This window comes from Flavobacterium sp. (assembly GCF_032153895.1).
In the GTDB taxonomy this organism is placed as follows: Bacteria; Bacteroidota; Bacteroidia; order Flavobacteriales; family Flavobacteriaceae; genus Flavobacterium.
In genome coordinates, this window is sequence record NZ_JALDYN010000017.1 from 13,961 (window position 1) to 26,784 (window position 12,824).

Here is a 12,824-nt window from a genome sequence, read left to right on the forward strand (position 1 = left end):
TACCGTATTTTTAATGCGAAATGTTTCCGATTAATACTGACAGCATTTTACTGCCCGATGAATAGATATGGTAATAGATAGTTGCTAAAACCATAGTAGGGTCTATGTTTTCGTCTACTACCACTACTTCTAAACCGTCGTCTTTTTTGGTGGCAATAATAAGGTCTTTGTCGTTTTCGTTGGTTAATCTTGTACCTGGTTTGAACCATCGGCCTTTAATATCGTAACCGGTATCGACTCCGTTGGTTACTATTTCGGCTCCTCCCCAAATGTAGTCAAACTTGAAGGTAAACAAGGCTTTGCCATTTTCTTTTAAAACCATGTTTTTGGTAGCGTCATCGCGTTCTACACGCAGTGTTTTACTGCTTCCGCTTAGGGTAGCTTCAATATTGTTCTCATCAAATATGATTTCAGAACGATCATTATTTTCGTTAGAAATGGTAAAGGTTTTGCCGTCTCTTTTTACACTATATTTTTTCATTGCTATAAGTTAAGTACTGCAAAATATAGCTTTTTTCTGTAGTGTGCAATCGGATTATTGCGAATTAAATTACAAAACAGCGCTTAATTGTTAAACGGGTATCTGTTCCGTTAAAATAAGGTTGCCGGCTTTGTCGTAATAGGTACAGGTTTTTGCCTCCATATCCATAATCCATTTTTCTATGCCGGACTTGGCAGCATCGCTGCGGAAGGTAGGGTAATCGGTTTGGCCTTGTTGATGGGCTTTTAAATCGGTTAGGAATTGGTTATTATAGGTGTCAGCTACGGGTAAAGCATCGTACTTGGCCGGCGAACTCAGTTTAAAGTTGTTGCTTCCGTTGTAGTCGCTGTGGCCGTCGGTTACATAAGTGGTGTAAGACAGTATGCCCAATTCGATTAAATCCTTTACATAGGCAGGGAAATCGGCACCGCTTTTTACTTTAGCGTGGGCGGCTTGTATGGCTTCCAGTGTAAACATTTTTGTATTGTTTGGTTAATCGACTTTCTTCATTACGACCAAAACACCGTTAGGGTTGGAAAGCACCATGTGGGTATCTTTAAAACTGTATTGCGTTACTTTATGCAAGGCAGCGTAGAGTTCGTTTTCTTTGTTGGTATCGCCGCAGTACCTCATGGTGCTCATGCCGCGTTCAAAGCGCAGTACACCCGGTTCGTAGAATAGACTTCCGCCTAAACCGTTGCAACCGCCATAGCCTTGAGAACTTTTCTCTTTGGCATTAATTTCAAAATAAGGTATCTCTTTGGTAAAATCGGCTAGGGTTACTTTCTTTCCGTTTAATTCTTCCAGTGCCCAGATGTCGTGAAAACGTTGTGGTAATTGATAATCCCCACAACCGTTATAAGTTGGTGCTGTTCCAGTTTTCTTCTTGAATCGGATAGTTACACTATACGGACTTGCTTCCCCGGACATATCGTTGATGCACTCTTTCTGTGTAATGGTAATTTCCATCTTCCCTTTATCATTCTCAGTGCGGTACTGTTTTACGTTGGCATCCATCGCTTTAATGGCTTCGGTATACGGGAAGGTATAGGTAGCGTCATCGGCTAAAGATTTGAATACAATTGCCTTGCCCGAAATAGTTAGATGCCAAAACGGTTCGTTGCCTGTGGCAGAAAAGAAGATTTCTTCGGTTAGGGTTTCGGTAGTAGTTTCGGCAGTTGCTTTGGTTTCTTTAGCAGAATTGCAGGATAAGAATGTTAGTGCCATAAGCCCTAAAACGATGAGGTTTTTCATAGTCGTGTTGTTTGTTGCGTAAAGTTAAAACAATCTGCCCTGACTGTAAAGCGGTTTGTTGTTAAATCTGAAACGGTCGATGATTTCAAATTGTTTGATACCCGGATTGAACTGACGGATGACCACATTGTCGCAGGTAAAATGCATATCGACTGTATTGAAAATCTCCTGGGCTTTGCAAAGAGCTTCCGGAGATAAGCGGCGTGCAATAGACATGTGCGGGTCGTTGCTTGTTTTTTTATCGGAGATATAAAGGGAGTTGTTGAGGTGGTTCATGATGGCTTTCAAACCGGACTTGGAACAGGCGTCTGGAGCGATGTAAAAAGCACCGTTCTGGTAGCAGCCATAACTATTCATGTGTACCGTGATGGGTTCGAAACCGTTGCAGATGTACGTAAGTTGCTTTTTGATGTTTTCCAGTCGCAACTCTGAGGTTTCAAACTCGTTGATGGTAATGTGGGCACGTGCGTTTTTGCTGTTAAACCAGCCTACTTCTTTGTTGAGTTCTTCCTTAAGGTATTTGACCCAAAGGATGATTTCTTCGGGGGGAGAAATGGCTATGGAGTAGCGGTTTTGCATTGCCTTTCTTTTTGAGGGATTTACAAAGATAAGGATTTAATTTGTTGATTTTTAGTGTTTTGTGTTTTTGTTTTTGTTGCGAGGAGGGACGACGTGGTAATCTTTTGATTTAAAAGCGGTTTTTGCTCAACAGGTTGCCGCGCTTCACTTTGTTACGCTCGCAATGACGGTGCGTTGATTGGTATATCGTGTTTGCTGGCATAGTGACGCTCGCTATGGTGGTGAGTTGATTGGTCATTGCGAGGAGGTACGACGAAGCAATCTTTTCAATTTAATACGGTGTTTGCTCAACAGATTGCCGCGCTTCACTTCGTTGCGCTCGCAATGACGGGGCTACTTGAGTTTGATGTTGAGGGTGTCGGGGTTGAGGCCCATGTAGTGGCAGAATTCGTAGATGGTGACGGGTTGGTGTTTGGCTTTGTTGTTTTGTTTTTTGATGGTGGCGATGATGTTGCGGCACTGACGTTCGCTTTTTCCGGTGATTTGTTGGATGTCTTTGGGGTAGATACAGATTCTTTGCATGGTTTATTCTGATTTAAGATTAATGATTGAATGATTTTGTTTAAGGGTTGTTTGTTCAGTGTTATTACATCGGTTTTTGCGCTTCAAATTGTTGTTCGGCTTTACTCGGCTTTGGTACGGCTTTGGTACGGCTTTAGTACGGCTTTGGTTCGGAGTAACTTCGGATTACTTTTTTATGACTTTTCTTTCAAATTTGATTTTCAAACATCGTGCCAATTTTGTAGGAAAAAGTTTTGTTTCGGAAATTTTGACTTGAAAGGGTACTTTTTGGTTTTGTTCGGTAAAAAGCGGCAGTTTCGGCTATGGCACGGTTTTTTGGCGCGGGCTTTGTTTTGACTTTGGTATGAACAATTTATTAACCATTAAATTTTTAACAGTATGGCAAAGTCTAAAGGAATTATCAAGATTGAAGGAACGGTAGAAGATTTAACGTTCTACAAGCACGAAGGGGAATATTATGTGCGCAAAAAAGGGGGGATTGACAAAAACCGCATTGCCAACGATCCGAATTTTGTGCGTACCCGTGAGAACAACAACGAGTTTGGCACCAGCGGGCACAGCGGTAAAATACTGCGTAACGCTTTAGGGACGATGGTATTTAAGGCGAAAGACAGCCGTTTGAGCAGCCGTATGCTAAAAGTGATGTCTGTGGTGAAGCGTTATGATACGACTTCGGCAAGGGGACAACGCAATGTGGCGAATGGAATTGCCACACCGGAAGGGAAGCAAGCCTTACGCGGTTTTGACTTTAACGGTCGTGCGGAATTGGGCAGTGTGTTGTATGCGCCTTTTGAACTGGACACGGCAACCGGGGTGATTACTTTAGCAGATGTATTACCGGCTGAACAAATTCTGTTTCCGCAAGGGGCTACCCACGTAAGTTTTCAGGGTGCGGTGTTGGCACTGGATTTTGAAACGGAGGAATCGAGTGTGGCGTATTCGAACGTGGTGAATTTGCCACTGAACATGACGCTTAACAACATCACGCTAACGCCCACGAGTGTACCGACGGGAACGGGGCAGCAGTTCTTTTTACTGATGCTGTCGTTTTATCAGGAAGTGAATGCGGTGCAGTATTCGCTGAAGAATGAGGAGTATAATGTGTTGAATATTTTGGAGATTGTGTAGGTTGGTTTATTGAACTACTGCGTTGGCTCAACAGTTTGCCGCGCTCCACTTTGTTTCGCTCGCAATGACGGCTGGCAATGACAGACCCTGTGCTTTTGGCATGGGGTTTTGTTGTCATTGCGAGGAGGAACGACGAAGCAATCTTTTCAATTGACTACTGTGTTTGCTCAACAGATTGCCGCGCTCCACTTTGTTTCGCTCGCAATGACGGTGGTGATTTGTGTTGTCATTGCGAGGAGGGACGACGCGGCAATCTTCTGATTTTTACAATATCACTAAATTTAGTGATTGTGTAAGTGTTTTATTATGGTTAAGTTTGGAGAAATTGATTCAAGAGTAAAATCATGTCGTTATTTCAGAATACGGTACTTAAAAAATACCGCCAAGCTATACCTCAAACTGCTTTAGATGCGCAATGGCAACTATTCACTTCTATCTTTCACGATGCGAGTAAACAAACTAATATCCGTTCGAGTAAGGAAGAACAATATCAGGAAGGTTTTTTACGCGAATTGTTTGTACAGGTTTTGGGCTATACCATTAATCCCGATGTGAATTTTAATTTAACAACCGAGTTAAAAAACCTGACCAATAGCAAGAAAGCAGACGGTGCCATTATCATAGACGATAAAGTAATGGCAGTTATCGAGTTGAAAGGAACCGATACTACCGACTTAGGCAAAATCGAAGCCCAAGCCTTTGGTTATAAAACCAACCAACGCGATTGCCGTTATGTGATTATCTCCAATTTTGAAAAACTTCGCTTTTATATCGACGATGCTACTGAGTTTGTAGAATTTAATTTGTTTACGCTTACCATGGATGAGTTTGCTACCCTATGGTTGTGTTTGGCATTTGACAGCATTAAGAACGATTTACCCGGAAAGCTGAAAGCCGAAAGTGTATCGAACGAAGACAAGATTACCAAGAATTTATATAAAGACTATTCTGCTTTTAGAAAAGAGTTGTTTAACAACATTGTAGCCTTAAACCCTGAGCACAACAAACTGGAGCTTTTTAAGAAAACGCAAAAATTATTAGACCGCTTTTTGTTTATTTTCTTTGCCGAAGACCGATTGTTATTGCCTACCAACTTAATCTTTTCTATTAACTTGGAATGGCAGAAACTGAAAGAAGCCCGTGTACCCGTTTCGTTATACGACCGCTATAAAATGTATTTCGATGATTTGAATACTGGTGCCAGAGTATCGTTACCTGCTTTTGGAAAACATACCAACGAAATTGTAACCGCGCAGTATGATATTTATGCCTATAATGGTGGTTTGTTTCAGACCGATGAACTGTTAGACAGTATAAAAATTGACGACGACTTACTTTTTAAACATACCCGAAAACTGAGTGAGTACGATTTTGAAAGTGAAGTGGACGTAAATATCTTAGGGCATATTTTTGAAAACTCTTTGAACGAGATAGACGAAATAGCTAACGAGATTGAAGGCACGGTAACCGAAAAAACCAAAACCAAGCGTAAGAAGGACGGTGTTTTTTACACCCCGAAATACATTACCAAATATATAGTTGACAATACTATTGGTAAACTGTGTACCGAAAAGAAAATCGACTTACAGTTAGACGAAACCCAGTACACCACCGACAAACGCATACAACAGAAAACCAAAAAGGACTTATTAGGCAAACTGGAAACCTACCGCAAATGGTTATTAGAACTAACCATTGTAGACCCAGCCTGTGGAAGTGGTGCGTTTTTAAACCAAGCCTTAGAGTTTTTAATTGCCGAACACCGTTATGTAGACGAACTGCAAGCCAAATTATTTGGCGATGCCTTGGTATTGAGCGATGTAGAAGGCAGTATTTTAGAAAACAACCTGTACGGTGTAGATTTAAACGAGGAAAGTGTAGAAATTGCCAAACTTTCTTTATGGTTACGCACTGCACAACGCAACCGAAAGCTAAACAGCCTAAACAACAATATTAAATGCGGTAACTCGCTAATAGACGACCCTGAAGTAGCCGGCGATAAAGCCTTTAACTGGCAAGAAGCCTTCCCAAAAGTGTTTGCCAAAGGTGGGTTTGATGTGGTGATTGGGAATCCGCCTTATGTCCCAACTGAATATATAAATGAAATTGATAAATTATATTTAGAAAAAAAATATCAATCTGCATTTGGAAGAATAAATTTATATCCTGTTTTTTATGAGCAAGGAATAAATATTCTAAAGACTAATGGTATACTTGGCTTTATTACACCGTATACAATTCTAAAAAATCAATATTATAAAGAAGCTAGAAAATATATTTTAGAAAATTCTTGTATTATAGAATTAATTGATTTTAAAGGTGTTTTAGTATTCCAGGATGCAGCTGTAGATTCAATTATATTAATACTTGAAAAAGTAGTAAAGGAGAAATACGAGTTTAAGCAGATTTCAAACATAAAGTCGTTTGAAAGACAATTGTATGAAATTGATAGCTTTAAAGTATCCGAAATTTTATCAAACGAAGATTTATCAATGTTGATTTCAGTTAATGATAAATTTATTAAGAAGATTAGTAAAAATTCAGAATCGTTAAAAGAAATAATAAATTTTAATCAAGGAATAATAACTGGAGGTAACAGTAAATACCTTTCATTAAATAAAACTGAAAATACTGTAAAAGTTTTAACTGGTTCGGATTTCAACAGATATTCATTAAATTCAAGTGAACAATATCTAATTTATGATATTAAGGAATTACATAGACCTAGAAAAAGAGAAATTTTTGAGGTTGAAGAGAAAATCTTATTAAGACAAACTGGAGCATTTCCAATTTGTATGATTGATAATGAGCAATACTTTACTTTAGATACAATACATAATGGCCTGCTTATCAATAACAAGTATAACTTAAAATTTATTGTTTCATTATTAAATAGTCGATTGATGAGGTTTTTATATGAATCTCAGATAAATGAAGGAGGTAAAGTTTTTGCCCAAGTTAAGATTATTTACATCGATCCATTACCAATAAAAAAGACATCACTTTTAGACCAAAAACCTTTTGTTGAAAAAGCAGATTCTATGTTAACCTTGAACAAAGAATTACAAGAAACCTCTCAAAAATTCCAACGCACCCTCCAACGCAAATTTGAGTTAGAAGATTTAAATAAAAAACTACAGGATTGGTATTTATTATCCTATGCCGAGTTTATAAAAGAATTAGCAAAAAAGAAAATAAAACTTTCCTTAGCCCAAGAAGCCGAATGGGAAGATTATTTTATTAGCGAACAGCAAAAAGCACTTGCTTTAAAAACCCAGATTGATGCTACGGATAAGGAGATTGATGGGATGGTTTATGAGTTGTATGGGTTGACGGAGGAGGAGATAAAGATTGTGGAAAATAGTTAAATTATGCTTGAACAAATCGAAATTAAAAAAGTTGCTTCCTACGATGATATTGGAATTCAAATCAACGGTTTGAAGAAAATAAATTTTATTTATGGAGCAAATGGTTGTGGTAAAACTACCATTTCTAATTTTTTAAACAATCCAGTTGAAGATAAGTTTTCAGGTTGTTTAGTAAATTGGAAGAATGTACAATCATTAAAAACCTTGGTGTATAATAAACAATTTAGAGAACTAAATTTTGGTAATGGTAAATTAAGCGGTGTTTTTACTTTAGGTCAAGCATCTACAGAACAAGTTGCAATAATTGAAAGTAAAACAGAACAATTAAAACAAATTAAAAAAGAAGGTGAAGGCTTTAAAACTACACTAGATAAATTAAAAGAGGGTAAAATTAAAGCAGAAGAAGATTTTCGTGAAAGTGCTTGGTCTGATGTTTATAAAAAATATGAAGTGGTTTTTAACGAAGCTTTTGATAAACTAAAACGCAAAGACGCATTTAGAGATAAAATATTATTGGAGTTTACTGAAAATACAGCAACACTAAGAGCTTTTGATGATTTGAAAGAAAGTGCTAAAACTATTTTTGGGGAGGTTCCTGTTGAAATTTCTGAAATACCTAAAATAAATTTCGATCGAATTAAAGAAGTTATTAATGATCCTATTTGGAAAAAAATTATTGTTGGTAAAGCAGATGTAGATATTGCAAAATTAATTCAGAAACTAAACATCAACGATTGGGTAAACCAAGGTAGAGATTATATACAAGAAGACAATACTTGTCCATTTTGTCAAGAAAAAACAATTACAGAGGATTTCAAAATCCAGTTAGAAAATTATTTTGATGAAGCTTATGTAGCCGATTTAAACAGATTAAAAACGCTGAAACAAGAATACAATCATTTATTAGAAAATCTAATAAATGAGCTGTATATTATTGAAGAAAATCAAAAATCAATTCCTAATTCTAAATTAAATAATGAAGTTTTTTCGGCTTATTTAAAAACATTGATTAGCCAAAATACAGCTAATTTTGAAATTATTAATAGTAAAGCAAAAGAACCAAGTAGAAGCTTTGAACTTGCTAATTTAGAAGAACAATTAGAGCTAATTCAGGGATTAATAAGTGTTGCAAATACTGATATTGGCAAACACAACGCAATAGTTTTAAATTTCAGAACAGAAAAAACAAAATTGATAAATGAAGTCTGGAAGTTTTTAGTGGAAGAATACAAAACTCCAATTACCACATATAATACGACAATTTCAGGAAAAAACTCTGGTATTTCAAACCTAGAATCACAACTTACTACTAAACGTTCGGCTTACAGTGTTTTAAAGTCAGAAGTAACTGAATTAAGCAAAACGGTAACTAGCATTCAGCCAACTATTGATGAAATTAATAGATTATTAGTGTCCTATGGTTTTTTAAATTTTAATATCGTCCCAGCTTCTGAGGAAGGATTTTATCAAATTCAAAGAGAAAATGGTGAATTAGCGGAAAATACTTTGAGTGAAGGAGAAATAACGTTTATTACTTTTTTATATTATTTGCAATTAGCAAAAGGAGGCAGTACAGAAGAAAATGTAAATGATGAAAGAATTTTAGTAATTGATGACCCTATTTCAAGTTTAGATAGCAACGTATTATTTGTAGTCAGTACTTTAATTAAAGAAATAATAAAAAATATTAAATCAGATACTGGGAATATTAAACAAATTATTCTTTTAACACACAATGTTTATTTTCATAAAGAAGTATCTTTTGAAGGTATAAACAGAGGAGCTGGTGAAAGAGCTTTGTTTTGGATTTTAAGAAAAAGAAACAAAGTAACAAGTGTTCAGTTTTATGGCAACAACAATCCTATACAATCATCGTATGATTTATTGTGGAGAGAAATTAAAGAATGGGATAGAAATTCAGGAATTACCATTCAAAATACAATGCGTAGAATTTTGGAAAACTATTTTAGTATTTTAGGTAACAAAAGAGACGATTTTTTAATAAATAAGTTTGATACAGCAGAAGAAAAAGATATTTGTAGGTCATTATTAAGTTGGGTAAATGAAGGTTCACACACACTACCAGATGATTTGTATATTGAAGCTCCCGATGATACAATCGAAAAATATTTAAAGGTATTCAAAGAGATATTTGAATACACGCATAATAAAGGACATTATATAATGATGATGGGTGAAGGTGAAATAATTTCTTAAAAAGAAAATATTAGTATTTATCAATGGCTAAAAAACCAAAATTTTACGTAGTCTGGAAAGGTCGAGAAACAGGTGTTTTTACTACTTGGGACGATTGTAAAGCACAAACTAATGGTTTTGAAGGTGCTGTTTATAAGTCTTTTGAGACCAAAGAACTGGCTGAAAAGGCATTTCACAGTTCAAGTGAGGATTATATTGGTAAAGATAAAAAGGTTGTTAGTCAATTATCAAGAGATGAGCTACTATTAATTGGTGACCCCTACGAAGATGCCATTGCTGTTGATGGCGCATGGGACAATACAACAGGATTAGTAGAATATCAAGGGGTTTATATTAAAACGGGTGAGGTATTATTTCATATTGGTCCTTTAGAAGACGGAACCATTAATATGGTAGAATTTTTAGCCATAGTTCATGCACTGGCATTATGTAAACAGTGGCATTGGAAAGTACCTATTTACTCTGATAGTAAAACTGCTTTGAGTTGGATTCGTGATTTACAATTTAGAACCAATCATCCGAGAAGTGAGAAAAACGTGAAATTATTTGACATGTTGGAAAGAGCAGATAAATGGTTAAATACTAATACGTTTGAAAACGAAATATTAAAATGGGAAACCAAAGCCTGGGGAGAAAACCCTGCTGATTTTGGTAGAAAATAAAATACTATGTCAAGAGATAATTCAATACTAGAGGGTTTAAACGACAGACAACAAGAGGCGGTAGTTAGTGATGCTAAACGCCTTTTGGTTTTGGCTGGAGCAGGTTCTGGTAAAACAAAAACTTTGTTGCAGAAAATTATCTATTTAATAGAGGAGAAGAAAGTTCATCCTTCTAACATTTTAGCGATTACTTTTACTAAAAATGCTACTAACGAAATGATTGATCGTTTAATTGTTTCGGCCGACACTACAGGTATGTATGAACGAATTATTTTCAGTAAGGTCTTAACCAAAATGGAAAAGGACTTTGAACGCCGTAACTGGCAACGAAAATACAAATGGATTGAAGGTTTAACAGTCCGTACGTTTCATAGTTTTTGCTACGGTGTACTTCGTGCAGACGGTGTTAAGGAGTTTGATAATAAGTTTAAAATTATTGGAGATGCGAAAGCCAGTGATTCGGATGAACTTTCAAATCGAATTGCTGATGAAACTATTTTTGATGTGTTTCATAAACTGTTTATTGAAAAATGCAACGACAACGAATTTCTAATCAAGGTAAAACGATATATTTTAGATTATCTGGTAGATAAAATTCATATACCAACAGAATATCAAAATCCAAAGGTAACAGATGGCAAGTTTTATACGACTTTAAACGGTACTAAGGTTAAATCTAAATCAGAGCAATATATTGCTGACTGGTTGTATCGCCACAGTATTACATTTGAATATGAGCCTTTACTTAATATTAAAGACTTTTATTTTCATCCTGATTTTTATATTCCTGATGCGAACTTGTATTTAGAACATGTTAGCGACATGAGTTATCCGATGGAGGATAAGGAAAAACAATTTGCTAAAGGGAAGATTCTATATGCTAAAACATTTGAAAAGGATACTCAAGATTCTGCTGTATTCAATCATACACTAGATCAAATTGTTAAAAGTAGATTGCCATATAATTTTCATCAAAACAAAAAACTTAGCTTCTTAGAAGAATTTAAAGGATACTTTGAAGAAGTAAAAGATTTTGTAATTCAAATCATTCGTATTTGCGATATGATTAAGGTCGAAAATATTGCGATTGAAGATGTAATCGAAAGAGCTTCAAAAGATAAACATGAACGGATAAGGATATTCTATGAATTGGCGATTCCAATTATTAATGATTACAAAGAGTATTGCACTAACAAATCGTATTTGGATTTTAATGATTTAATATCTAAAACAGCTTCATTATTTACAAATCATATAGATGTAAGGCAACGTTATCAAGATAGATTCCAATACATTTTAGTAGACGAGTTTCAAGATGTAAATAATTTACAAGTAGAGCTAATTCGATTAATTGTTAAGCCAGAAACTCAACTGTTTTGTGTAGGAGACGATTGGCAAAGTATCTATGGATTTAGAGGTTCTAATGTCGAATATATTATCAATTTTGAAAAGTATTTTTTAAACGCTCAGGTTATTAAATTGAATCAAAATTACCGTAGTGAGAAAAATATTGTAGCCGCAAGTAACGAAGTTATTAAATATAATAAGCATAGAATCGATAAAGAGATTGCTGCTACTAAAGATACGCAACAAAAAATTATTGTTCAAAAAGGAAGTGATGAGCAAGAGAATATTCGATTTTGTATAGAAAAGGTGCAAGAGTTATTAGAAGACGGCTATGCTAAAGATGATATATTATTTCTGTACAGAAGGAGTAAAATGTTTTATAATTATCGCGAAGAATTTAAACAACATAAGTTTTTTGTTAATGGTAAAACTATACATGCTTCAAAAGGTTTAGAAGCAAAAGTGGTATTCATAATTGGCTTAACAGAAGGTAAGGGAGGTTTTCCTGACGTATGGTTAGAGGACAGGTTATTTCAAATTGTTAAAACTGCTGATTACAACTTACTTTTAGAAGAGGAAAGAAGGTTGTTTTACGTTGCAATCACTCGTGCAAAAGATAAACTATACCTTGTTACAGAAAGAGGAAATGAGTCTAGCTTTTTAAATGAAATCCCAGAAGAATATATCACTAAGAGTAAAAAAATATCAAAAAGTAATTATAGAGATAATGAGTGTGTAAAATGCCAGGCGCCAATGAAAGATGATGATGTATTTTGTAGAAAATGCGGACATAAAAAAAGTGTGTAAAATTATCAATCAAAGCACCCGCGACCTCGAACACGCAGCCGTTAAGAAAATGCAAAGCGATTCCGTTAAGAAATATCCGCTGTTTGAGCGAAGCGAGTTCGGATATTTTAGGAAGCGCTTTGTATTTTTAGGTGGAGGATTCGCAGTCTTGAATTTTTGTTTCTTTTGTTTCAAGACAAAAGAAAAGGATTGCTTTGCATCGCTTGTAATGACGGTACGTTGATTGAAGCACAGCGTTTGCTCAACAGATTGCCGCGCTCCACTTCGTTTCGCTCGCAATGACGGGTGGGTTGATTGATTGAAGTACGGAGTTAGCTCAACAGATTGCCGCGCTTCGTTTCACTTCGCTCGCAATGACGGTGGGTTGATTTGTCATTGCGAGGAGGCACGACGAAGCAATCTTTTGATTGTATGTGGTGTTTGCTCAACAGATTGCCGCGCTTCGTTTCACTCCGTTCG

General features: G+C 35.8%; 10 protein-coding genes. 6 read left to right on the forward strand and 4 right to left on the reverse strand.

Annotated features, from left to right (window positions below; genetic code table 11):
• Positions 1-10 precede the first annotated feature (10 nt).
• The 4 genes from RUH60_RS07475 to RUH60_RS07490 form a co-directional block, all read right to left on the reverse strand.
• Positions 11-481, reverse strand: coding sequence for a hypothetical protein (locus RUH60_RS07475; RefSeq protein ID WP_313806963.1), 471 nt, complete (start codon positions 479-481; stop codon positions 11-13).
• A gap of 90 nt (positions 482-571) precedes the next feature.
• Positions 572-958 (reverse strand): DUF1398 domain-containing protein, encoded by a 387-nt coding sequence (locus RUH60_RS07480; protein ID WP_313806965.1) that lies wholly within the window; start codon positions 956-958, stop codon positions 572-574.
• A gap of 15 nt (positions 959-973) precedes the next feature.
• A complete protein-coding gene (locus tag RUH60_RS07485) occupies positions 974-1,735 on the reverse strand; it encodes an META domain-containing protein (protein ID WP_313806967.1) in 762 nt (253 codons plus the stop codon).
• 24 nt (positions 1,736-1,759) lie between these two features.
• The gene (locus tag RUH60_RS07490) at positions 1,760-2,314 is read right to left on the reverse strand and encodes a 2'-5' RNA ligase family protein (RefSeq protein ID WP_313806969.1); all 555 of its coding nucleotides are present in this window, start codon (positions 2,312-2,314) and stop codon (positions 1,760-1,762) included.
• A gap of 279 nt (positions 2,315-2,593) precedes the next feature.
• On the opposite strand from RUH60_RS07490, the gene RUH60_RS07495 reads away from it, so the two are divergent.
• From RUH60_RS07495 to RUH60_RS07520, 6 genes are all read left to right on the forward strand, one after another.
• On the forward strand, positions 2,594-2,848 hold the full coding sequence (locus RUH60_RS07495) for a hypothetical protein (RefSeq protein WP_313806971.1): 255 nt from the start codon (positions 2,594-2,596) through the stop codon (positions 2,846-2,848).
• 366 nt (positions 2,849-3,214) lie between these two features.
• Positions 3,215-3,964, forward strand: a complete 750-nt coding sequence (locus RUH60_RS07500) for a hypothetical protein (protein ID WP_313806973.1) — start codon at positions 3,215-3,217, stop codon at positions 3,962-3,964.
• Positions 3,965-4,308: 344 nt separating this feature from the next.
• A complete protein-coding gene (locus tag RUH60_RS07505; protein WP_313806975.1) occupies positions 4,309-7,332 on the forward strand; it encodes an Eco57I restriction-modification methylase domain-containing protein in 3,024 nt (1,007 codons plus the stop codon).
• 3 nt (positions 7,333-7,335) lie between these two features.
• Positions 7,336-9,549, forward strand: a complete 2,214-nt coding sequence (locus tag RUH60_RS07510) for an AAA family ATPase (RefSeq protein ID WP_313806977.1) — start codon at positions 7,336-7,338, stop codon at positions 9,547-9,549.
• Between the two features lie 23 nt (positions 9,550-9,572).
• Positions 9,573-10,211: a ribonuclease H family protein gene (locus tag RUH60_RS07515; protein WP_313806979.1), complete on the forward strand. Its 639-nt coding sequence runs from the start codon at positions 9,573-9,575 to the stop codon at positions 10,209-10,211.
• Between the two features lie 6 nt (positions 10,212-10,217).
• On the forward strand, positions 10,218-12,365 hold the full coding sequence (locus RUH60_RS07520) for a UvrD-helicase domain-containing protein (protein ID WP_313806981.1): 2,148 nt from the start codon (positions 10,218-10,220) through the stop codon (positions 12,363-12,365).
• The last annotated feature ends 459 nt before the right edge of the window (positions 12,366-12,824 follow it).

What these genes read in the sequence shown, in the direction of transcription:
- RUH60_RS07475 (WP_313806963.1), bottom strand. Translation starts at nt 481, where the DNA reads ATGAAAAAATATAGTGTAAAAAGAGACGGCAAAACCTTTACCATTTCT.
- RUH60_RS07480 (WP_313806965.1), bottom strand. Translation starts at nt 958, where the DNA reads ATGTTTACACTGGAAGCCATACAAGCCGCCCACGCTAAAGTAAAAAGC.
- RUH60_RS07485 (WP_313806967.1), bottom strand. Translation starts at nt 1,735, where the DNA reads ATGAAAAACCTCATCGTTTTAGGGCTTATGGCACTAACATTCTTATCC.
- RUH60_RS07490 (WP_313806969.1), bottom strand. Translation starts at nt 2,314, where the DNA reads ATGCAAAACCGCTACTCCATAGCCATTTCTCCCCCCGAAGAAATCATC.
- RUH60_RS07500 (WP_313806973.1), top strand. Translation starts at nt 3,215, where the DNA reads ATGGCAAAGTCTAAAGGAATTATCAAGATTGAAGGAACGGTAGAAGAT.
- RUH60_RS07505 (WP_313806975.1), top strand. Translation starts at nt 4,309, where the DNA reads ATGTCGTTATTTCAGAATACGGTACTTAAAAAATACCGCCAAGCTATA.
- RUH60_RS07510 (WP_313806977.1), top strand. Translation starts at nt 7,336, where the DNA reads ATGCTTGAACAAATCGAAATTAAAAAAGTTGCTTCCTACGATGATATT.
- RUH60_RS07515 (WP_313806979.1), top strand. Translation starts at nt 9,573, where the DNA reads ATGGCTAAAAAACCAAAATTTTACGTAGTCTGGAAAGGTCGAGAAACA.
- RUH60_RS07520 (WP_313806981.1), top strand. Translation starts at nt 10,218, where the DNA reads ATGTCAAGAGATAATTCAATACTAGAGGGTTTAAACGACAGACAACAA.